Annotated in this window: 22 protein-coding genes; 8 read left to right on the plus strand and 14 right to left on the minus strand. The window is 66.5% G+C overall.

All coding sequences use genetic code 11. The features are described 5' to 3' along the window. Nucleotides 1-18: 18 nt before the first annotated feature. On the plus strand, nt 19-732 hold the full coding sequence (locus ACFVTD_RS01360; protein WP_387556993.1) for a DUF4166 domain-containing protein: 714 nt from the start codon (nt 19-21) through the stop codon (nt 730-732). On the opposite strand, the gene ACFVTD_RS01365 is transcribed toward ACFVTD_RS01360, so the two are convergent. From ACFVTD_RS01365 to ACFVTD_RS01405, 9 genes are all read right to left on the minus strand, one after another. Beyond that, nucleotides 733-1,716 carry a hypothetical protein gene (locus ACFVTD_RS01365; protein ID WP_387558926.1) on the minus strand — a complete coding sequence of 328 codons (984 nt, stop codon included), beginning with the start codon at nt 1,714-1,716 and terminating at the stop codon, nt 733-735. It abuts the gene before it with no gap. A 92-nt stretch (nt 1,717-1,808) separates the two neighbouring features. Beyond that, nucleotides 1,809-2,216, minus strand: coding sequence for a chorismate mutase (locus ACFVTD_RS01370; protein ID WP_387556996.1), 408 nt, complete (start codon nt 2,214-2,216; stop codon nt 1,809-1,811). 99 nt (nt 2,217-2,315) lie between these two features. Further along, complete coding sequence (locus tag ACFVTD_RS01375; RefSeq protein WP_387556999.1) at nt 2,316-4,031, minus strand: ABC transporter ATP-binding protein; 1,716 nt, start codon at nt 4,029-4,031, stop codon at nt 2,316-2,318. After that, nucleotides 4,028-5,047: an ABC transporter permease gene (locus tag ACFVTD_RS01380; RefSeq protein WP_387557001.1), complete on the minus strand. Its 1,020-nt coding sequence runs from the start codon at nt 5,045-5,047 to the stop codon at nt 4,028-4,030. The genes ACFVTD_RS01375 and ACFVTD_RS01380 overlap by 4 nt, the downstream gene beginning before the upstream one ends. A 2-nt stretch (nt 5,048-5,049) precedes the next feature. Further along, the gene (locus tag ACFVTD_RS01385; protein ID WP_387557004.1) at nt 5,050-6,141 is read right to left on the minus strand and encodes an ABC transporter permease; all 1,092 of its coding nucleotides are present in this window, start codon (nt 6,139-6,141) and stop codon (nt 5,050-5,052) included. A 126-nt stretch (nt 6,142-6,267) separates the two neighbouring features. Continuing rightward, nucleotides 6,268-7,908: an ABC transporter substrate-binding protein gene (locus ACFVTD_RS01390; protein WP_387557006.1), complete on the minus strand. Its 1,641-nt coding sequence runs from the start codon at nt 7,906-7,908 to the stop codon at nt 6,268-6,270. Nucleotides 7,909-8,160: 252 nt separating this feature from the next. Further along, nucleotides 8,161-9,294: a tRNA 2-thiouridine(34) synthase MnmA gene (mnmA, locus tag ACFVTD_RS01395; protein WP_387557009.1), complete on the minus strand. Its 1,134-nt coding sequence runs from the start codon at nt 9,292-9,294 to the stop codon at nt 8,161-8,163. Nucleotides 9,295-9,427: 133 nt separating this feature from the next. Then, a complete protein-coding gene (locus ACFVTD_RS01400) occupies nt 9,428-10,657 on the minus strand; it encodes a cysteine desulfurase family protein (protein ID WP_387557012.1) in 1,230 nt (409 codons plus the stop codon). Between the two features lie 47 nt (nt 10,658-10,704). Continuing rightward, the gene (locus ACFVTD_RS01405; protein WP_387557015.1) at nt 10,705-11,388 is read right to left on the minus strand and encodes a helix-turn-helix transcriptional regulator; all 684 of its coding nucleotides are present in this window, start codon (nt 11,386-11,388) and stop codon (nt 10,705-10,707) included. A 65-nt stretch (nt 11,389-11,453) separates the two neighbouring features. On the opposite strand from ACFVTD_RS01405, the gene ACFVTD_RS01410 reads away from it, so the two are divergent. Beyond that, complete coding sequence (locus tag ACFVTD_RS01410) at nt 11,454-11,876, plus strand: hypothetical protein (RefSeq protein ID WP_387557018.1); 423 nt, start codon at nt 11,454-11,456, stop codon at nt 11,874-11,876. 104 nt (nt 11,877-11,980) lie between these two features. Here ACFVTD_RS01410 and ACFVTD_RS01415 read toward each other — a convergent pair whose 3' ends face one another. Continuing rightward, the gene (locus ACFVTD_RS01415; protein ID WP_387557021.1) at nt 11,981-12,676 is read right to left on the minus strand and encodes a hypothetical protein; all 696 of its coding nucleotides are present in this window, start codon (nt 12,674-12,676) and stop codon (nt 11,981-11,983) included. A gap of 196 nt (nt 12,677-12,872) precedes the next feature. Here ACFVTD_RS01415 and ACFVTD_RS01420 point away from each other — a divergent pair, with 196 nt between their 5' ends. The 4 genes from ACFVTD_RS01420 (at nt 12,873) to ACFVTD_RS01435 (ending at nt 16,001) form a co-directional block, all read left to right on the plus strand. Continuing rightward, nucleotides 12,873-13,814: a J domain-containing protein gene (locus ACFVTD_RS01420; protein WP_387557024.1), complete on the plus strand. Its 942-nt coding sequence runs from the start codon at nt 12,873-12,875 to the stop codon at nt 13,812-13,814. Nucleotides 13,815-13,837: 23 nt separating this feature from the next. Continuing rightward, nucleotides 13,838-14,305: a tRNA (cytidine(34)-2'-O)-methyltransferase gene (locus tag ACFVTD_RS01425; protein ID WP_387557027.1), complete on the plus strand. Its 468-nt coding sequence runs from the start codon at nt 13,838-13,840 to the stop codon at nt 14,303-14,305. Nucleotides 14,306-14,521: 216 nt separating this feature from the next. Beyond that, nucleotides 14,522-15,130, plus strand: a complete 609-nt coding sequence (locus tag ACFVTD_RS01430) for a sigma-70 family RNA polymerase sigma factor (RefSeq protein ID WP_387557030.1) — start codon at nt 14,522-14,524, stop codon at nt 15,128-15,130. A gap of 10 nt (nt 15,131-15,140) precedes the next feature. Continuing rightward, nucleotides 15,141-16,001 (plus strand): anti-sigma factor domain-containing protein, encoded by an 861-nt coding sequence (locus ACFVTD_RS01435; RefSeq protein WP_387557033.1) that lies wholly within the window; start codon nt 15,141-15,143, stop codon nt 15,999-16,001. Nucleotides 16,002-16,065: 64 nt separating this feature from the next. Here ACFVTD_RS01435 and ACFVTD_RS01440 read toward each other — a convergent pair whose 3' ends face one another. From ACFVTD_RS01440 to ACFVTD_RS01455, 4 genes are all read right to left on the minus strand, one after another. Further along, nucleotides 16,066-16,845, minus strand: coding sequence for a PIG-L deacetylase family protein (locus ACFVTD_RS01440; RefSeq protein ID WP_387557036.1), 780 nt, complete (start codon nt 16,843-16,845; stop codon nt 16,066-16,068). 4 nt (nt 16,846-16,849) lie between these two features. After that, complete coding sequence (locus tag ACFVTD_RS01445; protein ID WP_387557039.1) at nt 16,850-17,797, minus strand: electron transfer flavoprotein subunit alpha/FixB family protein; 948 nt, start codon at nt 17,795-17,797, stop codon at nt 16,850-16,852. Nucleotides 17,798-17,810: 13 nt separating this feature from the next. Beyond that, entirely contained in the window at nt 17,811-18,602 is a 792-nt protein-coding gene (locus ACFVTD_RS01450) for an electron transfer flavoprotein subunit beta/FixA family protein (protein ID WP_387558928.1), read from the minus strand. A gap of 237 nt (nt 18,603-18,839) precedes the next feature. Further along, entirely contained in the window at nt 18,840-20,504 is a 1,665-nt protein-coding gene (locus ACFVTD_RS01455; protein ID WP_387557041.1) for a S1C family serine protease, read from the minus strand. 271 nt (nt 20,505-20,775) lie between these two features. Between ACFVTD_RS01455 and ACFVTD_RS01460 the strand changes: the two genes are divergently transcribed. Next, a complete protein-coding gene (locus ACFVTD_RS01460; RefSeq protein WP_387557044.1) occupies nt 20,776-22,833 on the plus strand; it encodes a TPM domain-containing protein in 2,058 nt (685 codons plus the stop codon). Between the two features lie 107 nt (nt 22,834-22,940). Continuing rightward, the gene (locus ACFVTD_RS01465; RefSeq protein ID WP_387557047.1) at nt 22,941-23,729 is read left to right on the plus strand and encodes a PspA/IM30 family protein; all 789 of its coding nucleotides are present in this window, start codon (nt 22,941-22,943) and stop codon (nt 23,727-23,729) included. Nucleotides 23,730-23,776 lie beyond the last annotated feature (47 nt).

The raw sequence follows: 23,776 nt of genomic DNA on the forward strand, positions 1-23,776 counted from the left end.
CAACAGGAGGTCCACGTCATGAGCGTCCCCATTTACCGGCAGGCCCTGGGCACAGAGTTTTCCCGTCTGCAGCCCGAGCTGCAGGAGTACTTCTCGCTGGCGCCGGGTTCCGGACAGTACGGGGTAGGGGAAGGAACGTTCGACGTCGTGGGGTGCCGCCAGCGGTGGCTGCGCCCTTTGCTTCGGCTGGCTGGGGGCGAAGAAGCCTTTTTTCCCGAATATGGTGAGAACATCCCGTTCCGTATCGAAAACCACGCCCACCAGGATCCGCTCGGGCGGTCCAGCCTCACAGCGCGCCGCGAAATCCGGTTCCCGGGCCGCACCCGGCTTTTCCAGGACACGACCAGCGCCACCACCCGGGAAGGCAGCACCCAACTGGTGGACTACGTGGGACGCTACCGGCGCCTGGTTACGGACCTGAACCTGGGCGTCACGGCCGAAGGCAGGCTGCGTGGCGTCTCCGAGGCCTCGAGGCTGTTCGCAGGCCCGCTCCGGGTCCCCCTGCCGGCTGCGCTGGACGCCAAGGCCTACGCCGAACAATGGTGGGATCCGGCCGAGGGCAGCAACGGCCGGCACCGCATCCAGGTAAAGGTCATCCAGCCGCAGATCGGCCTGGTCCTGGTGTACGCCGGTGCCTTCGACTACCGCCTGCGTCCCTATGCCGGCGGCAGCTCCGCCCAAAGCTTCCTGCCCCGCTACGCCCAGCCGGACCGCTGGGAGAACAGGACCTAGCTACCCCAGCGCCTGCTGATTCAGGCCGTCCGCCACCTGGGTGAGCCTGCCCAGGACGGCGGCGGCTTGTGCGGGTGTCTTTGCGGCCAGCCCTGCCGAAGGCGTCACCCGGACTGCGGCCAGCAGTGAGGGCGGCAGTCCCAGCTGCCGCCACGGCCGCCAAACAGAGTCCACGCAATCGGCAACCTTGGGCAGCGGCCCGAGGGCGGCCACGTCCAGGGCACCGGCCCAGAACTGTTTTCCAGCCTCCACCGCTCCGGCCACCTGTTCCCACTGGCGGTTGGTCAGGGCCTTCAGTGGCAAGGCGACGCCGTCGGCCCCGGACGTGAGCGCCAGCTCGATCGGGGCTTCGATTTCAGGGAACGACACCACAACCCCGGCAGCGCCTGCCACCCGCAGCGCGTCCAGGACCAGGCGCCACGAATCACGTACTTCCGTTGCTCCAACTGCACGGAGGGTACGGTAACCGCTGGCTGTGGGGATTGTGCCGGCCAGCACCGGGGCAATGGCAGGTTCGTCCATTTGGACCACCAGCCGGGCGCCGGGAACGGCCGCTGCCACACGTGTGAGGTAACCGCCCACTCCGGCTGCCAGCGACTCTGCCAGGTCCCGCCGGGCGCCGTGATCCAACAGTGCGCGTTCACCGTTGTGCAGGTACAGGCCGGCGGCAAGGCTCAGGGGTCCCACCAACTGAACCTTCAGTTCATCCGGCGACACGTCTTCGGCGCCTGCGACGTCGGCCAGGACATTCAGGTCGGTGGACAACGCCGATGCTGCCCGGCGCATGTCCTTGCCCGGGCGGTCCACGAGCCGCCAGCCGTGCGGCTGGACATCCACCGCGAGTTCTTCCAGTAGGGAGGCCGTGCGGCCCAGGGCGTCTGAACCGACTCCACGGTCCGGCAGTTCAGCCAGGAAGGGAAGGTGCGGGCTGCCAAGCTCGCCGCGGATGATCCGGGTGGCTTCAAGCGGGTCGTCACCCGGCATCGGGCCCAGTCCGGTTGCCGTGACTTCCCTGGCTTCCTCGTGACGGGGCGCGGGCCGAAGCCGGCTGTCCCCGGGTTCGTGCTGTTCCGGGCTCACGCCAGCGCAGAGGTTTGCGGCCGCTGGCCGGATGAGGCCTGGTGGTCCTCTGCGATCGCCTCGTGGTGGCGGATCACCTCACCGATGATGAAGTTGAGGAACTTTTCCGCGAACGCCGGGTCAAGGTGGGCGTCCTCGGCCAGCCGGCGCAACCGGGCGATCTGGGCGGCTTCGCGTCCGGGGTCACCGGCAGGCAGGCGGTGGGTCGCTTTCAGGAAGCCCACCTTTTGCGTGGCCTTGAAGCGCTCGGCGAGGAGGTAGACCAAGGTGGCATCAATGTTGTCAATGCTGGAGCGGATGGACAGCAGTTCAGCCATCACCGATTCATCCACGTGGCCTGCTAGCGAGCTGGCGGAGGGATCAAAGTCGTCGGCGCCAGGAGAGCTGGGGGTGTTCTGCGTCATGGCTCCAGTCTATGGGAGCGGACGGAGCCACCGCGGGTGTGAAGCGCCGGTGCCGGCCGCCTGCCGGCACCGGCGCTTCATGTTGTGGCGATCCAGGGGTCAGATGCCCAGGAGTGCCCGGTGCTCCTCGCGCCGTTTGGCCTGTTCGGCCGGGTCCGGCACGGGCAGGGAGGCGATCAGCCGCCGCGTGTAGTCATGCTGCGGGTTGCCCATGACCTGGCTGCCAATCCCTTGTTCCACCAGCTTGCCCTTGTACAGGACGCCCACCCAGGAAGACAGGATGTCCACCACTGCCAGGTCATGGCTGATGAACAGGCAGCCAAAGCCGAACTCCTCCTGGATGTCCCGGAACAGCTCCAGGACCTTCGCCTGGACAGATACATCCAGGGCCGACGTCGGCTCGTCAGCGATCAGCAGGCGCGGGTTCAGGCTCAGGGCACGCGCCAGCGATGCCCGCTGCCGCTGGCCGCCGGAGAGTTCGTGCGGGTAGCGTCCCGCGTACGACGCCGGCAACTGGACGGATTCCAGCAGCTCACCGACGCGCTTGCGCGCCTGGCTTTCGCTGGGCCTGGTGTGGATGAGCATCGGCTCAGCGATGCACTCACCGATGGTCAGTTGCGGATTGAAGGACGCTGCCGGGTCCTGGAATACGAACCCGATGTCCTTGCGCAGCGGCTTGAAGGTGCGCTCCCGGAGGTTCAGCATCTCGTAGCCGAGCACCTTGAGGCTTCCGCCGGTGGTCCGGTTGAGCCCCGCGATGGCACGGCCGATCGTGGTCTTCCCGGATCCCGACTCCCCGACCAGGCCAAAGACCTCGCCCCTGGACAGGGTGAAGCTGACCCCGTCAACGGCTTTGAAGGCAGGCGTCCCCAGCCGCCCCGGGTACTCGATCACCAGATTGTCGGCAGCAACCAGCACTTCCTCATCCTGGTGGCGCCGTTCAGTGAGGCCTTCCGACGCCGAATCCCGGCCAAGGTGCGGCACCGCGGCAAGGAGGTTCCGGGTGTACTCCTGCTTTGGTTCAGCGAACAGCGTCTTCGCCGGGGCTTCCTCCACGATGTCGCCCTGGTACATCACCACCACGCGGTCCGCGAGGTCCGCCACCACGCCCATGTTGTGCGTGATCAGCACGATGGATGTGCCGTACTTGTCCCGCAGGTCCCGGAGGAGTTCCAGGATTTCCGCCTGCACGGTGACATCCAGGGCGGTGGTGGGTTCATCCGCCACGATGAGCCCGGGGTTCAAGGCCAGGGCGGCGGCGATCACCACGCGCTGCTTTTGGCCGCCGGAGAACTGGTGCGGGTAGTAGTTGACGCGGTGCCCGGGGTCCGGGATGCCTACTTTGCCCAACGCCTCGATGGCACGGGCCTTGGCTTCCTTCGCCGATACCCGCCCCCCGCCGTCGGCATTGGCGTGGGCGCGGATCCCCTCGGCAATCTGCCATCCCACGGTGAAGACGGGATTCAGGGCGGTGGATGGTTCCTGGAACACCATGGCCACGTCCCGGCCGCGGATCTGGCGCAGCCGGCCGGGGCTGAGGCTGATGACGTTGGCGCCGTTGATCAGCACCGCACCGGAGCTCACCGCCGTTTCCGGAAGCAGGCCCAGGATGGTCTTGGCGGTGACCGTCTTTCCGGAACCGGACTCCCCCACGATGGCAACGACCTCGCCCGCTTTGACGTCGAGGCTGACATCCTTGACGGCGTATACATCGCCGCCGTCGGTAGCGAACGTGACCTTCAGGTGATCGATATCGAGGACTGTCTTCCGTTCCGGGTCCTGCCGGCCCGGCAAGGGATCACTGTTGACGGTCATTGTGCTCTCACTTCCAGTTCAATTGCCGCCTGCGCAGCGGAGGGACCACCGTCATCCTTGCGGCCTGACCGCTTGCGGCCGCGGAGCCGCGGATCGTTGAGGTCGTTGATGCTTTCGCCCACCAGCGTCAGCCCGAGGACTGTCCAGACGATGGCCAGGCCTGGGAACAGCCCTGTCCACCAGATGCCGGACGTGGTGTCGGCGAGCGCCTTGTTCAGGTCGAACCCCCATTCCGCTGCCGAACTGGGTTCGATGCCGAAGCCCAGGAAGCCCAGCGCGGCCAGGGTCAGGATGGCTTCCGAGGCGTTGAGGGTGAAGATCAGCGGCAGCGTACGGGTGGCGTTGCGGTAGATGTGGCGGGTCATGATGCGGAAGTTCGATGCGCCCACCACCTTGGCCGATTCAACGAAGGGTTCGGCCTTGAGCCGGATGGTCTCGGCGCGGATCACCCTGAAGTACTGGGGGATGAACACCACGGTGATGGAGATAGCCGCGGCCATGATGCCGCCGAACAGGCTGGACTGCCCGCCGCTGATCACGATGGCCATGACGATGGCAACCAGCAGTGACGGGAAGGCATAGATGGCGTCCGCCACGACCACCAGGACGCGGTCAAGCCATCCCCCGATGTAACCGCTCACCAGGCCGAGGATGACACCGGCAAAAATGGAGAGCACAACGGCCACGATGATGACCAGGAGAGCCGTTTGGGTTCCCCAGATGACCCGGGACAGGACGTCGTAACCGCCCACGGTGGTGCCCAGCAGGTGCTTGCCTCCGGGAGCCTGTTGGGTGGGGAAGCTGCCGTCGGAATCCGACAGCTGCGCGAAACCGTAGGGCGCCAGCAGGGGCGCGGCCAGCGCGGTAAGCAGGAAGATGCCTGTAAGGACCAGGCCGACCACCAGCATGAAGCGTTGCAGGCCGACGCTCTTATTGAAGTGCGAAACGACCGGCAGCCGCCGGAACAGGGAAGCCCGCGGGTTGGTGGCGGGTTCGAGAGTTGTGTTGGCGGACATTCCTAGTACCTCACGCGGGGGTCGATCAGCGCGGCGATGATGTCCACGATGAAGTTGGTGACGGCAACGATGACGGCCAGCAGCACCACAATGCCCTGGACGGCGACAAAGTCACGCGCCGTAAGGTAGTTGGCCAGCTGGAATCCAAGGCCTTTCCATTCGAAGGTCTTCTCAGTCAGCACCGCTCCGCCCAGGAGGACGGCAATCTGCAGGCCCATGACCGTGATGATGGGAATCAGGGCGGGCTTGTAGGCGTGCTTGGTGACAAGCCGGAACTCGCTGACGCCGCGTGAGCGGCCGGCTTCCACGTAGTCCTTTCCGAGCGTGCCGATGACGTTGGTCCGGACCAGGCGCAGGAAGACGCCGGCGGTCAGGAATCCCAGCGCTATGGCCGGCAGGACCGCATGGGACATGACGTCGCTGAAGGCTGCCATGTTGCCGCTGCGCAGGGCGTCCAGCCAGTAGATCCCGGTGGGGGCCTCCAGCGCTGTGAGGGACAGCTCCGTCCGCGTGCCGGCGCGCCCGGCGACCGGAAGCCAGCCCAGCCACACGGAAAAGACGAGCTTCAGCAGCATGCCCGCGAAGAAGACCGGGGTGGCGTAGAACAGGATGGCCAGGACTCGGAGCACCGCGTCCGGCAGGTGGTCACGGCGGTGGGCCGCGACCATACCCAGCGGGATGCCGACCAGCAGCGCGACGATGAGGGAGTTGATTGCCAGCTCGAGTGTTGCTGAGCCGTAGGTGGTCAGCATCTCGGTGACTTTGCGGTTGTCCGAGAGGGTGGTGCCGAAGTTCCCGGTGACCAGTTGGCCCAGGTACTCAAAGTACTGCACCAGCAGGGGCCGGTCGTAGCCCGCGGCATGGATGCGTTCCTGCAGTTGCTCCGGGGGGAGCCTGCCGCCCATGGCGGCGGTAATGGGGTCGCCGGTGATCCGCATGAGGAAGAACACCATGGTGACGAGGATGAGGATAGTGGGGACTATCAGCAGGAAGCGGACCAGGATGTACTGGCCCAGCCCACCGCCTGACTGCTTTTTCTTGGATGAAAGGAGTGCGTCGGCGTCACTGGGTGGCGCGTCAATCAAAGTTGTCATCGGTACCTGGATTCGTGGTGACCGGGAGCCAGCATTCCCCTCGGTGCTGGCTGGTGACGGGCGAAAGGCGGGACGCCGTTGCGGCGTCCCGCCTCTGGGCCGTCAGAGCCCGATGGGGTTGGGGGCTTACTTGGACAGGACGCCAAGGCGGGTCTTGAAGGACGGATCAAGGGTCTTCTCGACACCCTTGACGTCCTTCCCTGCCACCAGCAGCTGCGAGCCCTGGAGCAGCGGCAACGTCGAGAGGTCCTTGGCAACAGCCGTCTGGACATCACCGATCAGCTTCTGCCGTTCAGTCTTGTCCGGGGTGGTGAGCTGCTTCTGAACGAGGTCCGTAACAGTGGGGTTCTCGTAGTGGTTCTTCAGGAAGTTGCCCGGGATGAAGAACGGCGTGAGGTAGTTGTCCGCATCCGAGTAGTCCGGGAACCAGCCCAGCTGGTACACGGGGTAGGCGTCAGCGGTCCGGGCCTTGGAGTAGGTCACCCATTCGGTGGACTGCAGGTCAACGGTGAACAGGCCCGATTTCTCCAGCTGTTCCTTGACCATGGCGTACTCGTCACCGGAAGACTTGCCGTAGTGGTCCGGGTTGTACTGCAGCTTGATGTTGACCGGGCCGGTGACGCCGGCGTCGGACAGGGTTTTCTTGGCCTTGTCCAGGCTGGGCTTGCCGCTGCCGTCGCCGTACAGGTCCTTCATCGGCTGGGTTGCACCAGGCAGGCCATCGGGGACGACGGAGTACGCCGGGACATAGGTGCCCTTGTAGACCTGGTCGGAGATGGCCTGGCGGTCCACGATGTCAGCCATGGCCTGGCGGACGGCGAGGGCCTTGGCCGGGTTGGCTTCGGGAGTCTTGGCTCCGAAGGGCATGGTGTCGAAGTTGAAGACGATGTAGCGCAATTCGCCGCCCGGGCCTTTGTAGACCTTGACCTTGGAATCCTTGTCCAGGTCTGCCGCGTCCGTTGCTGTCAGGCTGCGGCCGGCGACGTCGATGTTGCCGCCCTGGACATCCAGTTTGAGGTTGTTGGAGTCGGCGTAGTACTTGATGACGGCACTGTCATTGGCCGGCTTGCCCAGCAACCCGCTGTAATCCGCGTTCGCCTTGAGGCTGACAAGTTCGTTCTTCTTGTACGAATCAATGGTGTAGGGGCCTGCGAAGGGCTTGGCAGCAACGATGTCCTCGTCGCTCATCACCTTGTCGGCCGGGAAGACTTCCTCGTCGATGATGGGACCGGTGTTGGTGCCCAGGACGCTCGGGAACACCTGGTCGTTGCCCGCCTTGAGGTTGAAGACCACGGTGGTGTCATCCTTGGCGTCAACGGACTTGAGGTTGGAGAGCAGTGACGCGGGCCCGTTGGGGTCGTTGATCTTGAGTACCCGGTCGTAGGAGAACTTCACGTCCGATGCGGTCAGCGCGTGGCCGTTGGCAAACTTCAGGTTGGGCTTGAGCTTCACCGTGAATTCGGTGGGCGCCGTGAAGGACGCCGACTCCGCGATGTCCGGGCTGACTTCGGCAGACCCGGGCTTGGAGTTCATCAGGAACGGGTAGACCTGGTTCATGACCAGGAAGGAGCCTGCGTCGTAGGAACCGGCGGGGTCGAGGGTGACGACCTTGTCCGTCGTTCCGAAGGTGATGGCACCGCCGCCGCTGCCGCCGCTGGCCGTCCCCCCGCCGCCGCCGCCCGATGGCCCGGTGCAGGCTGTCAGGGCCAGGGCGGAGATGCCTGCCAGCGCGATGGCGCGGTGCAGGGCCGTTGTGCTCTTGATCATCTGTGAACTTCTTTCCGATGAGTACGCGCACGCCGCGGTCACAGGTTGATAGGCCCAGACGCCGGCGTGCAGTGCTGATTCCTAGATTGAATCAGAGAGTCAGCCCTCGGGACTGCCGTTTCTGTGAGTTCCAACACAAAATTTTCTTAAAAGTTACCCGGCAGGGTCCGGCAGCCCTGGCGAGGGGGTAAACCCAGGCATAACAAAGCGCCACCCCGGCGCCGGGCCGGGGCGGTGCTGAAGGGCGACTGGTTACAGCGCGGCGCGCTGGAGCGAGCGGGCAGCGTCGATGGTGGCCTGGCCCAGCACCCGGCTGCCCTGGTACAGCACCACTGTCTGGCCCGGCGCCACGCCGCGCAGCGGGGTTACCAAACGGACCACCAGCTGGGTGCCGCCCCCGCCGGCCGCAGAGGCTTCCATCCGGGCGGTGGCCGGGACCGGATCCCCGTGTGCCCGCACCTGTGCGTAGCAGTCGAATTCGGCTCCGGTCTCCACCTCGGCGATGGGAAGACCGGCCCAAGAAACCTTGATGCCGCGGATCTCGTCGATGGCCAGCAACGCCTCCGGACCCACCACCACCTTGTTTTCCTTGGGCCGGATTTCCAGCACGAAGCGGGGCTTGCCGTCGGCGGCGGGGGTTCCGAGCTTGAGGCCGCGCCGCTGGCCGACGGTGAAGGCGTTGGCTCCGGGATGCTCCCCCACCTTGGTGCCGGTCTCATCCACGATGTCGCCGGTGGTCATCTCGATCTTCTCGGCAAGCCAGCCGGCGGTGTCGCCGTCGGGAATGAAGCAGATGTCGTGGCTGTCGGGCTTGTTGGCAACGGAGAGGCCCCGCCGCTCCGCCTCAGCCCTCACCTCGGCCTTGGACGGGGTGTCTGCCAGCGGGAACATGGAGTGCTTGAGCTGTTCATGCGTCAGCACCCCAAGGACGTAGCTCTGGTCCTTGGCCCAGTCGGCCGCGCGGTGCAGTTCGCGGTTGCCCTGGGCGTCCTCGATGACCTTGGCGTAGTGGCCGGTGCAGACGGCGTCGAAACCGAGGGCGATGGCCTTCTCCAGCAGGGCGGCGAACTTAATGCGTTCGTTGCAGCGCATGCAGGGGTTGGGGGTCCGGCCGGCAGCATATTCGTCAATGAAGTCCTGGACGACGTCTTCCTTGAAGCGCTCGGAGAAGTCCCACACGTAGTAAGGGATGCCCAGCACGTCGCAGGCCCGCCAGGCATCCCTGGAGTCCTCGATGGTGCAGCAGCCGCGGCTGCCCGTGCGCAAGGTGCCCGGCATCCGCGAAAGGGCGAGGTGGACGCCGACGACGTCGTGCCCGGCCTCCACCGCGCGGGCGGCGGCAACAGCGGAGTCCACTCCGCCACTCATGGCTGCTAGTACTCGCATGCTGGCTTTCTGTTGGGGGATGCTTGCTGTCCGGGGCCGTGCCGGAGGCATCGGCGGCGGAAACGATCTTCGCCTGTCCATTCTACGGCGGCAGGCAAATCAGCTGGCGGCAGGGTGCGCGCACCCCGGGCTTTCAGGCGCCGCGGGGGGCCTGCCGCGCCTGGGTTCCCGCGGTCTGGATCGAGGATTCGTGCCCGGCCATGCCGGCCTGGCGGGCCCGTGCGTATGCTTCCGGGAGGGCTGCAAGGAGGGCGTCGACGTCGGCGTCTGTGGAGGCGTGCCCGAGGCTGAACCGCTGGGCACCGCGGGCCCTCTCTTCGTCCAGGCCCATGGCCAGCAGCACATGCGAGGGTCGGGGCACCCCGGCCGTGCAGGCCGAACCCGTGGACGATTCGATACCGGCCAGGTCGAGGAGGAACAGCAGCGAGTCCCCTTCGCAGCCTGGAAAGGTGAAGTGCGCATTGCCCGGAAGCCTGTGGTCCCCGGTGGCTCCGCGAAGAACCGCCTCCGGGACGCGTTCCCGGACACCGTCGATCAGCCGGTCACGCAGCGCAGCGATCCGCGCCGCTTCAGCGGGCAGCGCAGCTGCAACGGCCTCCGCAGCGGCAGCGAACCCGGCGATGGAAGCGGTGTCGAGCGTGCCGGAGCGGACGTCGCGCTCCTGGCCGCCGCCGTGCTGCACCGGTGTCAGTTTGACGGCCCGCCCCAGCAGGAGCGCACCGACCCCCACCGGACCGCCGATCTTGTGTCCGGAAATGGACATGGCGTCCAGGCCCGAATCCCTGAAGTGCAGCGGCACCGAGCCAAACGCCTGCACCGCATCGGAGTGCACCGGCACGCCGGCGGCGTGCGCCAGTTCCACGATGCGCCCGATCGGCTGGATGGTGCCCACCTCATTGTTGGCCCACATGACGGTAACCAGCGCCACGGTGCCGGGATCGCGGGACAGCTCGGCTTCGAGGACCTCGAGGTCCACAACGCCCTCGCCGTCCACCGGCAGCCATGCCACATCGGCGCCTTCGTGCCGTTCGAGCCACTCCACGGCGTCCAGGACCGCATGGTGTTCGACGGCGGAGCAGAGGATGCGCCGTCGGGCCGGGTCTTCTGCCACCCGGGACCAGTACATGCCTTTCACGGCGAGGTTGTCCGCTTCGGTTCCTCCGGAGGTGAAGATGACCTCCGAGGGATGGGCGCCTGCCGCTGCGGCGATGGCTTCCCGCGCGTCCTCGACGGCGCGGCGCGCCCGGCGTCCGGATCCGTGCAGCGACGAAGGGTTGCCGGTCCGCGACAGTTCACGCGTCAAGGCGGCGAGCGCGGGCCCCGAGAGGGGCGTGGTGGCGGCATGGTCGAGGTAGGCGGGCATCCTCCAATTCTATCGCGGCCGCCCGCGGCTCCCCCGGCGTGGAGCGGTCAGCTCCCGCCGGTAATCCGCGCGCAGCAGTGCCCTGCCACGGGGACAACACGCTCTTCGGCACTGCCGCAGCCCACCGCCGCGCCACGCAGGAAGGCGCCGTTCATGTCGCACACCACTGCCGCATGGGCCTGTGACAGCCGGTGGAAGGGGCAGTTCGGCAGCACGTACCCTCCGTCCCCGTCCGGCTCAGGCTGGTAGCCCGCATCTGCCAGGAACTCCGCCAGGCCTGCGGAACCTCCCGCAAGTTCCCGGCCTTTCCGGAATGCGACGGCGCGCAGCGACTCCCCCACCGACACGCCCTGCGCCTGGCTGCCTTCGATGGCCTCAGCCATCAGCTCCCCGGCAAGGTCGTAGTTCCGGTCTGGCACAGAGGCTCCCACTTCACTTCCAACCGGCCGGTACATCTTGCTGGGACGCCCCGACCCCGGTCCTGTCCTGCCCGCAGGCTTGTGGAACTCCACGGCCAGCAGGCCGTCCTGGACCAGCCTGTCCAGATGGAAGGAGACGGTGCTGCGTGCCATGCCTGCAGCTTCAGCCACGTCGTCGCGCCCCACCGGACGCGGCGAGGCGGCGACCAGCTCGAAAAGCTGCAGCCTCTTCGCGTCCGTCAGCGACGCAACGGCCGCAATCCTGTCCGCCCAGGGAAGCCGGTACATGGGCACCTCCATTTCCAAAGTCAAGATCTCTTGATTATAGACCCGGAAATTTCTAAAATTGGCATACCTACTTTTAGAAGGAGAGTGCCATGAAAGCAGTATCCGCAATGCGGACCCAGCATGCGCCGGCCACCATGCCGCCGGCACGGCAGGCATTCCTGCTGCTGCGAACCGTGTTTACCGTCGCGCCGATAATCTTCGGCCTGGACAAATTCACCAACATCCTCACGCACTGGACCATGTACCTGGCGCCCCAGGCCACGGCCATCGTTCCGCTGCAGCCGCAAGCCTTCATGTACATCGTGGGAGTGGTGGAAGTCATCGCTGGTTTAGCAGTGGCGGTGCGTCCCAAGTACGGCTCGTTGATCGTGGCCGCGTGGCTGGCGGGGATCATCGTCAACCTGGTCCTGCTGGGAAGTTTCTACGACGTTGCCCTGCGTGATTTCGGCTTGCTGGTGGGGGCCCTGGCCCTGAACCGGCTGTCAGTGGGGGCGGCCCGGACCGTCGAGTGATTCCGGCAGCATTGCCAGGCGTGCGGACACCGCAGCCCCATGGATCCGCCGGCAGCTGAGCCCTCCAGCCGCCGGCGGTCTTCGGTTCCGGGACCTGGCGGGAGTCACGCGGCCGGAGGCACCAACGGGAGGTAGCGGACAACGTCCCGGCGGGCCGCATCGAGCGTTGCCGCGTCCGGACAGGACACGGACACGTAGGCCGATGAACCGGCGGTACCAAAAAGCCGTGCCAGCACCTCCGTGGAGCGTCCGCCGGGAACGGCCTGCTCCAGCGCCAGCACTTCCACGTTCCGGCCGGGAGCCTCCGGCGTACCGCCCCACTTCAAGGTTGATGTCTTGAGGTACGAAGGCTGGATGCCCGCGTCCAGGTACTGGAACAAGGCAACGGTGGACTCCCTGTCATCTCCACGGACCAGCGCGGCCTGGCCGATGCTCGTCCGGGCTGCAACCACGCAGCCATCGGCCTTGGCGTATTGACTGCCGCCGGCCACATTGTCCTTCACCATCCTCCATCCGGGCGCGGCTTTGAGGTCATCGGAAATCCCCACGGCCGTCCCGGGAGCCAGGTCGCCGCCGGCAGCGAACGGCATGTCACGCGCTGCCACCGCAGCGGCATCATGGCCCGGAGTGATGGTTGGAGTGGCCAGGACCGGGGTGCTTGCCGGAGCCGGCGTGGCAGAGGGATCCCGGACGTCCACGCTGCACCCGCTCAGAAGCAGGGCTCCCACGCAGCCAAGGGCGATTGGCACTCCCGCGCCCCGTTCCCTGCCGGGCCGCTCCGCCGTCGTCGGCATGTCCATCTCCACTCCGTTGCTTCCCCTCCGGCCCGTTGTTCGCACCGCGCAGGCACGAGTCTAGACTCCGGCCTCCCGGGAACCCGCACGCCCGGCCTGTTCGTTGTCACCGCAGGCGCACCGTCCACGCTGGCTAGACTGGGCGGGCACTGCCCTTCCGGCCCGGAATCGGAAAGCCGGGCACCAAGAGAAGGAAGATTGCTTGACCGAGAGCAGCAGCTCCCCTTACCAGGTCCTTCGGGTGGCCGTCACGGCCACCGAGAAAGAAATCAAGGTGGCCTACCGGCGCGCGGCCAGGACGGCGCACCCGGACCACGGGGGTGACGCCGCAACCTTCCGCCGCGTCACAGCTGCCTATGAGACCCTGATCGACCCGCAGCGGCGCAAGGCCTACGACCGCTCCTACGGCGGGGGTACCGTCGGGAACGCCGCGTCCGACGACGGCGCCCACTTTGACGCTCCGGCCGCGGGAAGCCGGGCATCCGCGACGGTCCGGAAGCCCGGCAATGGCAGGAACACCGCCGGCGACCCGCCTGTCTACGTTCCGCCCTACGAAGGAACCGACGTTCCACTCATTCCTTTGGCCCAGGCCCGGCACCAAGTACATGGGATGCCGCGGAAGCGGGGTATCTTCGGCGCGGAGGCCCGCATACAGCGCGAGATGCGCACCGTGCAACTGCTGACCAGGCAAGTGCTTCCGGCCATCCCTGCGGCACGGCTGATCAACGGGCTGCAGTCACCGGCGGACAACAGCCATATCGACCATGCCATCCTGTCCGGCTACCGGCTGGCCCTGGTCAACTCGATGCTCCTGCCCAAGGGCGCCTATGCCTGGGACGGCCGGACCCTTAACCACGGTGGCCGCGCGGTGGCACCCCCGCAGCTTGCCCGGGTGGTTTGGGCCATGCAGGACATCTTTCCCGAGCTTAACGTCACTGGCTGGACGGTGGTGCACAGCCCTGACGGCAACCTCCACGAACCGGTGATCGATCACCACCGCCGCCCCGCCGGCGCGCTGGAGACCGTCCAGATCGTCAATGCGGCGGGCATGGTTCGGGGCATGAAGGAATTCCTCTCGTCCGGGCCGGCCCCCAACACGGTGAACATCCCGGTCCTGGCCAGGCTGCTGCGCGGCATGCACTGAGGCCGGGTGGCTAGGATAGGACGGTGTTCCGCATCCTTTTCCACGAACCAGAGATCCCCGGCAATACCGGCAACGCCATCCGTCTTGCCGCCATTACCGGCGCCGAACTGCACCTGGTGGAACCCTTGGGCTTCGACTTCTCCGACGCCAAGCTGCGCCGGGCAGGCCTTGACTACCATGACCTCGCCGTCGTCACCGTCCACCAGACCATCGAGGACGCCTGGCAGCATCTGCAGCCCGAACGCGTCTATGCGTTCACGTCGGACGGCAGCACCAGCTACACGGAGATCGCCTACCGTCCGGGAGATGTCCTGATGTTCGGCCGCGAATCGGTGGGCCTGCCGGCGGAGCTGAAGACGGACCCGCACGTATCCGCCACGGTGCGCCTGCCCATGCTGCCGGCCCTCCGTTCCCTGAACCTTGCCAATGCCGCCTCGGTTGCGGTCTACGAGGCCTGGCGCCAGCAGGGCTTCGCCGGAGCCAAAATCTAGGACTCCGTTTGGGGCCGGAGTCCCCCGCCGGGCTGGAATGAAAAACTTTCCGGCCTGCCCATCCGGCCTGCCCTTGGCGCCGAATGACTCTTGAAGACATTCGAGCGGACCAAGGAGCGGCAGGTGACTCTACTGAAGGCAGCTTCCAGGCCGGACAACCGCATCCGGCACGGCACTGCTGAGGATCCGCCGCCCCGGGACTTATGCTTGGACGTAATGGAAACTCCCAACGCGCCGAACTCCGAAGGCTCCGCCGCGGTGACTGACCCACCTGCAGACCTCAGCCAACGCCTCTCGGCCCTGCTGGCAGGCATTGCCCGCGGAGACCAGGCGGCGTTCGCCGAGTTCTACCAACTCACGTCCCGCAGGGTTTTCGGCATGGCCCGCCGCGTCCTGATCGATCCCGAGCTGAGTGAAGACACCACGCAGGAAGTCTTCCTGCAGGTCTGGCAGAACGCAGCCAAGTTCGATCCGCAGGCGGGAAGTCCCCTGTCCTGGCTGATGACCATCTCCCACCGCCGGGCCGTGGACAAGGTCAGATCGTCGCAGTCCGCCACGGACAGGGAAGCCAGGTACGGTGCCAGCACGCAGGAGATCGACCACGACACCGTGTCCGACGAAGTGGGCAGCCGGCTGGAGGCCGAGGCCGTGGTCCGCTGCCTGGGAACGTTGACCGAAACACAGCAGGAATCCGTGCGCCTGGCGTACTACGGCGGCCTCACCTACCGGGAAGTCGCCGAACGCCTGAATGCCGCGGTTCCCACCATCAAGTCCCGCATCCGCGATGGACTGATCCGTTTGAAAACCTGTCTGGGGGTGAGTTGAGTTGAGTGGAATGGATGAAAGCCGTGATGGCCGTTCGCGTGCCTTCGGGGACACCGTGGCGATGGACCTCGCGTCCGGGCGTGCAATGGACCTCGCTGAGCTCTACGCCCTCGATGCGGTGACGGAGCAGGAACGCGAAGCCATTGACAGCTACATCGCCACCGCCCCGGAGACCGAACGCCTGGCCTTCCTTGAGCGCGTCCGGCACTCCCGGGAGGCGCTGGTCCGCACTTTCCGTGCGGAGGAGGAACCGCCGTCGGACCTCTTCCAGCGGATCATCGCCCAGCTTCCGGCCCAATCGCCGGGCCAGGACGCATTCTCCGGTGAAGAGGCGCAGCCGACGGCCGGAGGCGAGGCCCCGGCTCCGCAGGAGCGGCCCCTCGACGAGCTGGCGCAGGCGCGCAAGCGCCGTGAGGAACGGCGGGGCCCGTCCGGTACGCGGCGTTGGCTGATCGGTGTTGCAGCGGCGGCAGCGATCGCCCTGGGCGGTGTGGGCGTGGGCGCCTACGTGGCTGACCAGAATGATCCCGTCAACCAGGTGGCAAGGGCCACCGACCTCCGCGAAGCATCCGTGAACGTGGCGGGCGGGGGCAAGGCCACCCTGCTGATCTCGGCGTCCGAAGACGCAGCGGTGGTCAAGATGAGCGGTGTGCCCGCTCCCCCGGCCGGCAAGGTCTACCAGATGTGGCTGATCCCCAAGGACGGTTCCGCGCCGGTTTCGCAGGGGTTGATGGATGAGCAGGCACTCTCCAAGCCTGCCGTGGTCCAGGGCATCCACTCCGCGGCATCGCTGGGCATCACCGTCGAACCCGCGGGCGGCTCCAAGGCCCCCACCCTGCCGACGGTGGCGGCGGCTCCGCTGGGCGCGTAGCCAGTTACTCAACAGAAAAGTGCCCCGCTCCTTGCCAGTAAGGGAGCGGGGCACTTTGCGTGGTTCAGAATCCCGCGATGGTGCCGGGCCCGTTGATGGCCACCACATGGAACGCCTCCGCGCTGCGCCCCTCGGGGAAGCCGGCCCGCGCGGCGTTCAGGTGCATGCCCCGGCGGACGGTGGCCTCCATAGCCTCCACGTCCGGGTGCTGGCTGACATGGACGTGGATTGCCGCCAGCTTCGCGTCCACTTGGCCGGTGATGTCGACGAAGTGGTTCTCCCGTTCCCCCGGGCCGGCGTAGAGCCACAGCCAGGGCAGTTTGTACGCTTCCAGGCCTGCTTCGGCCAGTTCAGGGTAGGCGAAGGGGTTTTCGAGGGCCGGGTAGACCGCGCGGGTCACCGCCTCCCCCACGGCCAGGTGGTCGGGATGGCTTTTTTGGATGCGCTCCCAGTTCCGTTCCGGGTGCATGGCAAGGACGACGTCGGGACGGATTTCGCGGATCAGCCGCACCACCCCTTTCATCACCTCGTGCGACGGTTCGAGGTACCCGTCGCGCTGGTGGAGGTAGTGGATGTCGGTGACGCCCACCAGTTCCGCGGCCCGACGCTGCTCGGCGTCGCGCATGGCGATGATGTCCGCGCGGTGGGCCGGATCGAAGCCGCCGGCGTCGCCGTCGGTCATGATGCAGTAACTCACCTGCACGCCGGCCGCCGTCCACGCGGCGACGGTACCCGCAGCGCCGAAGTCGATGTCGTCAGGGTGGGCCGCAAAACAGAGCACCCGCCCAACCCGGTGGATGTCCGGGTTGAACGGGCTCTGTGCCTGCCCGGAGGAGGCAGTCAACGATTCAGCCTTTTCGCTTCTTGATCTCGGCGGTGGCCTGCGGGAGGACATCGAACACGTCGCCGATGATCCCGAAATCGGCGATCTCGAAGACCGGGGACTCGGCATCCTTGTTGATCGCAACAATGACCTTGGAGGTCTGCATGCCGGCCTTCTGCTGGATGGCGCCGGAGATGCCTGCCGAGATGTACAGCTGCGGGGAGACCGTCTTGCCCGTCTGACCCACCTGGGCGTCGTGGCTGATCCAGCCGGCGTCCGTGGCTGCACGCGATGCACCCACCGCAGCTCCCAGGGCATCAGCCAGTTCCTCGACGGGACCGAAGTCGCCGTCCATGCCGCGTCCGCCGGCCACCACGATGCGGGCATCGGTGAGGTCGGGACGGCCGCTGGCCACCTTCCGCTCGCGGGCGGTGATGCGCGCGGCAGCGGCTACTGCCGGTACCTCGACGGTTGCGGTTTCCGGGCTGGTGGCCGCGGGTGCCGGTTCCGGGGTGACGTTGTTGGCTTTGAGGGTCAGCACGGACACGGGAGTCGTGGCCCGGCAGGCGGTGGTGTAGGAGCCGGCCAGGACCGACTTGTGGGCGGTGCCGTCCGGGTCCACGGCGACGACGTCGGTGATGACGCCGGCGTTCAGGCGGATGCCCAGCCGTGCCGCGATTTCCTTGCCTTCCGGCGAATTGTCCAGGAGCACGATGCCGGCGCCGGTGCTTTCGGCCGCAGCGGCCAGGTAGGCGGCTTTCGGCGCTACCAGGAAGTCATCCAGGGTGTCCGTTGCAGGGCGCAGGATGGCCCCCACGCCGTACTCGGCGAAGGTGGCGGCGGTGCCGTCGGACAGGTCTCCGTTGAGCGCGACGTTGCTGTCGCCCAGGGAACGGGCCAGGGTCAGCAGTTCGAGGCTGCTCTTCTTGAGCGAGGCGCCGGGGTTGTCGATGAATACAAGTACATTTGCCATGTCGGTGTCCCTCTTAGAGCAGCTTCTGGGCGGCCAGGAAGTCAACCAGCTTGATGCCGGCGTCGCCTTCGTCGGTGATGATGGTGCCTGCAGTCCTGGGCGGCCGCTGTTCCGCGCTGGCCACGGTGGTCCACGAACCGGCGAAGCCCACCTGGGCGGGGTCCACGCCGATGTCGGCCAGGGACAGCGTGCTGATGCTCTTGCGCTTGGCGGCGATGATGCCCTTGAAGTTGGGGTACCGGGGTTCGTTGATCTGGTCCGTCACGGATACGACGGCGGGCAGCGGCGCCTCCACCGTCTCCGACGTGGTGTCGGCATCGCGGCGGGCAACCAGCCGGCCGCCGTCGACCTCCAGCGTGGAAGCGAAGGTCACCTGCGGAAGCTCCAGCCGCTCGGCCAGCTGTGCCGGCACCAGCGAGGTCTCCCCGTCCGTGGAGGCCATGCCGGTCAGGACCAGGTCCACTCCGCCCAGGTGGCGGATGGCGGCGGCGAGCGCAAGCGAGGTGGCTGCGGCATCCGAGCCGGCCAGGGCGTCGTCCGTAAGGTGCACGCCCTCGGTGGCGCCCATCTGCAGGGACTTCTTGACCGCGTTGACAGCTCCGGCAGGACCCATGCTGAGGGCGATGACCTGGTTGCCCGCCTTGCTTCCACCCCGTGCTTCGGTGAGCTGGAGTGCGGCCTCAAGCGCGTATTCGTCGAGCTCGGAAAGGATGCTTTCGTCGCGGTCCGCGGTGTTCCCCTCCCCGTTGAGGTGGCGGTCGAACTGGGCGTCCGGTACATGTTTGACCAGGACTACGATCTTCAATGTCTCTTCCACTGTTTCTGCAGCAGCCTTCCATGCTTGTGGACAGCCAGCCGGGTGGGACATGGCCGCGGTATGCCCGGCAGGCGGGTAAACCCTAGCTAACCATATCGGCGGCTTCCCGCGCCCCCTTCCGTTAACGCCTGTGTCAGGCGTCTTGCCGGGGCAGCAGAACGACGGCGGCGCCCCCTTTGGTGGGGACGCCGCCGTCGTCATGGCGTGCGTTGGTGTTGCCCTGCCTTAGCTGGCGGCCGCACCCAGCGTGACATCGAAAGTCTGCTCGCTTCCGCCGCGCTGCACGGTGATCTTCACCTTGGATCCTGCCGGCTGCTCGCGGACGGCCGCGGTCAGCTGGTTGGGTTCGCCGATGGTGAGGTCGTTGAACTTGGTGATCACGTCACCGGCCTTGATGCCGGCCTTGCCCGCCGGTGAGTTGGCATCAACGGTGGCGACGTCGGCCCCCACCGAGAATTCGGAGTTTGCGCCGGAGGACGTCTTGGCCTTGACGCTGACGCCCAGCTGGCCGTGCGAAGCCTTGCCTGTGTCGATGATCTCCTGGGCCACCCGCTTGGCGTTATTGATGGGGATGCTGAACCCGACGCCGATATTGCCGCTTTGGGACGTTGACGTGCCGGACCCTGCGGAGGCGATGGCCACGTTCACGCCGATGATCTCGCCCTTGCTGTTGACCAGGGCGCCGCCGGAGTTACCGGGGTTGATGGCCGCATCCGTCTGGATCACGTTGATGGCGATGGATCCCTGGCCTGAGCTTTGCTGGCTCTGGCCGCCACCCGGAGGGGCGAACTGGAAGCCCTGGTCACCGCCCTGGCTGTTGTCACCGCCCTGCGGGGCAGCGGAGGAAGCCACGCTGATGGTGCGGTTCAGGGTGGAGACGATGCCGTCGGTGACCGTACCCGTCAGGCCCAGCGGGGAACCGATGGCAATGGCCGTATCACCCACGTTGAGCTTGGAAGAGTCACCCAGGGTAGCAGGGGTTAGGCCTGAGGTGTCGTCCACCTTGATCACGGCGAGGTCGGACAGCGGATCGGTGCCCACCAGCTTCGCGGGCAGGACCTTCCCATCGCTGGTACGGATTTCCAGGGTGGCGTTCGCGGTCTGGCCGTCGAGGGTCACCACGTGCGTGTTGGTCAGGATGTGGCCCTGGTCGTCCAGGACGATGCCCGAACCGGTGCCGCCTGAGCTGCCGCTCGTGGCGCTGATAGTGACGACGCTGGGTGAGGCCTTCACGGCAGCTGCCGTAATGGCGTTCACGTCGTCCTTGTTGTTGACGATGACCGTGCCGGGCTGGTTGCTGCTGCCCACGGTTGAGGCGCTGGAGCCGGTGTGCCCAAACAGTTCACCGGAGCCCACTGTTGCCACGCCGCCACCCACGAGGCCTGCTGCGAGGATGCTTGCCACGAGGGTGCCTACGCCAAAGCTGGCCTTCCGGCGCGGCGCATCCTGGGGGTTGTGAGCCAGGCCCACGCCGCCGTTGGGCGCGCCATGGCCGGCACCGTGCATGGGCTGGCCGTCCTGGTGCTGCTGCTGGCCGTACTGTGCAGACTGGCCGTAGAAAGGCTGCCGCTGCGGGTAGACGGGCCGTGGGGCGCCGGGCAACTCCTGGGTATGGCTGCCAGCACCTTCCGGCCGGTCCAGCCGTTCCGTGTTGTTCTGCGGCTGGGCGCTGTCCTGGGGTGCGGCGCTGTTGGGCCCTCCCGCCTGGCCGTATCGCTGGTCGCCAGCGCCGTATCCGCGGTCCTGTCCGTCGCCGGAAGGGCCGTTGCTCCCATACTGAGTGTTGGCAGGGCGGTTTCCAGGCTGCTGCGGGACCTGCTGCTGCCACGGGCTCCGGCTGCTCCCCTGGTTGTCCTCCGGGACCGGCCCTGGGGTTTGATTCTCAGTCATGGGACTTCCTTTCATCCTCGTCTGCCATTAACTATGACCCGTCCCGCTGGAACAAGCTCGGATGTTTGCTGAAAGCTTCCTGAACGCCGGGCGGACCCGCGGACCGTTTCGCTGGCGGCATATTTGGCCGCATGGACGGGCTGTGGGGTGCACCATAGAATCAAGATGAATTGCCACAGCGACCTGCGGCTTCACACCAAGCGTGGGGGCGCTGCTGGATTCGACGACTGATTCGTCCCGAATCGGTGTCAGGCGTGCTGAAGGGTTGCACATGCGGTCAAAGTTCAAACGTATCCTCGCCGTGATCGGCCTTGCCGGGCTGCTGGCGGTCCCCGCCGGTGCTGCCTGGGCCGAAGACCCGGTAACCATTCCCTCCGGAACCAACATCGTTGACAATGCCAATGTGCTGGGCAGCCGGAAGGGTGAGGTCCAGGATGCCATCCAGAAGCTGCTGAAGGACCACAAGTACAACCTGTACGTGGTTACCGTGAAGTCGTTCGAGAACCCTTCGGATCCCACGGCCTGGAGCCAGGCCGTGGCCACCACCAAGGGCATGGGCAAGGCGGACGTCATCCTCGCCATCGCCACCGACCAGGGCAAGTACTACTTCTCCCCCAACTCCGCCAGCGCCATCTACTCCAAGCGCAGCAACATCACCCAGAATGCGGTGGTGGCCAACCTCGCCGGCGGCAAGAAGGACTTCGCCCAGGCTGCCATTGACACTGCTGCAGCTGTTGGCGACGCCGCCGGCGGGGGCAGCGGCAGCGTCTCCTCGGGCAGCGGTGCCGGCGCCGGCATCCTCGTGGGTGCAGGCGTGGTGGTCGCCGGAGGCGGCGCCTACCTGTACTACCGGAACCGCCGGAAGAAGGCCCTCGGCCAAGGTGCGTCCAGCGGAAGCTACGGCCCGCAGGGCGCCGAACTGGACCCGCTGGCTTCGCTCAGCGTCGAGGAACTGCGCCGTAAGAGCGGTTCCCTGTTGATCGAGGCGGACGACGCCATCAAATCCAGCGAGCAGGAACTCGGCTTTGCCCAGGCGCAGTACGGGGATTCCGCCGTCGGAAACTTCACCAAGGCCCTGGACGAGGCGAAAGCCCACATGACGGAGTCCTTCAAGCTGCAGCAGCAGCTCGATGACCACATTCCCGATACAGAGGAACAGCAACGGACCTGGCTGGGCGAGATCATCCGCCGCTCCGAGGCCGCCCTCGAATCCCTCCAGGAGCAGAAAGCCGACTTCGACTCCCTGCGCGAGCTGGAGAAGAACGCTCCCCAGGCCCTTGCAGCCGTCAACGCCGGGGCCCGCGAGGCCGACGGCAGGATCGCCGACGCCGAAAAGTCCCTGCAGGACATGCGTGCCAAGTATGCGGACAGCGCGCTGGCGCAGGTCTCGGACAACATCGTGCAGGCCAAGGAACGGCTGGCCTTCGTGCAGAACGCTTCCGAAACCGCCCAGCAGAAGCTCGGTGAAGGTGAGGGAAGCCTGGCCGCCGTGGCCGTCCGCGCGGCCGAGGAAAGCCTGCACCAAACCAACGTCCTGGTGGAGGCGATCTCCAAAGTGGCCGCCAACCTTGATGAAGCACGGAACGGCATCGAAGCGGCCGTCGTGGACACGTCACAGGACCTGGCCCAGGCAAAGGCAATCATCCAGTCCGGCGCCCATTCGGAGTTGGCCGGCCCGGTAGCCGCGGTGGAGGCCGCACTGGCCCAGGTAAAGACCGAAATCCAGGGCGGACGCATCGACCCCATCGCCACCCTGCAGCGGGTCGAAACCGCCCACCAATCCCTGGACCAGGCCCTGACCGGAATCCGGGACCAGCAGGAACAGGCACGGCGTGCGCAGGCATCCCTGCAGCAGACCATCATGTCGGCACAGGCCCAGATCAGTGCTACCTCCGACTACATCACCGCCAGGCGCGGCGGCGTAGGCACTGAGGCGCGCACCCGGCTGGCCGAGTCCCAGCGGAACCTCGACTACGCGCTGTCCATCTCCCGCACCGATCCGGTGACCGCCCTCACCTACGCACAGCAGGCACATGCCCTGGCAGCGCAGGCCGCGCAACTGGCGCAGGCCGATGTGGACCACTTCGACGAATACGCCAACCAGGGCTTCGGCCGCGGCGGCATGTTCGGCGGCGGAGGCGGCGGCGGACTGGGCGGCGCCATCCTGGGCGGCATCCTGATCAACTCCATCCTCAACGGAGGCCACGGAGGCTGGGGCGGCGGCGGAGGCGGCGGCTGGGGTGACGGCGGCGGCGGAGGCGGCTGGGGCGGAGACTCCGGTGGATTCGGCGGCGGCGACTTCGGCGGCGGAGACTCCGGCAGTTTCTAGAGACTTCCGCCGGACACGCCGGAAGATCCCGGCGGGCGGAAAGACGCAGGACACCACTGTGCACCGGTTCCAGTGGTCAACACAGAGCAGGACGAAAGGCAAACACCATGGTTAAGCAGTCCATTTTCGGCCGGATCGCGCAGCTGGCAAAGGCGAACATCAACTCCTTGCTGGACAACGCCGAAGATCCGCAGAAGATGCTGGACCAGATGGTCCGCGACTACACCAACAACATCGCGGAAGCCGAGTCGGCCGTGGCGCAGACCATCGGCAACCTCCGCATGCTGGAAGACGACTACAACGAGGACGTCAAGAACGCCCACGACTGGGGAAACAAGGCGCTTGCCGCATCACGCAAGGCAGATGAATTCCGTGCCGCCGGCGACGTTGCCGACGCCGAGAAGTTCGACAACCTGGCCAAGGTTGCCCTGCAGCGCCAGATGGCGGCAGAAAGCGAAGCCAAGGGCGCCGAACCCAGCATCGCCTCCCAGCGGGAGGTGGTGGACAAGCTGAAGACCGGGCTTGAGCAGATGAAGAACAAGCTCAACCAGCTGACCAGCAAGCGGAACGAGCTCGTTGCCAGGTCCAAGACTGCAGCGGCGCAGTCCCAGGTCCACGACGCCATCAAGAGCATCGACATCATGGATCCCACCAGCGAGGTTGGCCGCTTCGAAGAAAAGATCCGCCGCGAAGAAGCCAAGGTCCGCGGGCAGCAGGAGCTTGCAGCCTCCAGCCTGGACGCCCAGTTCAACCAGCTTGAGGACCTGGGCGAGCAGACGGAAATCGAAGCCCGGCTGGCGGCCCTCAAGGCCGGAAACTCCAAGGGGGCACTTGGCGCCGGGAGCCCGGCGTCGTCCGGATCCACTGTTGACGAAGCCGACTTCGACAAGCTCTGAGGTTCGGAGCAGGGCTCCAGCTGAATGACGGCAATGGCCGGGACCGT

It is taken from the genome of Pseudarthrobacter sp. NPDC058119, assembly GCF_042884655.1.
Taxonomy (GTDB): domain Bacteria; phylum Actinomycetota; class Actinomycetes; order Actinomycetales; family Micrococcaceae; genus Arthrobacter.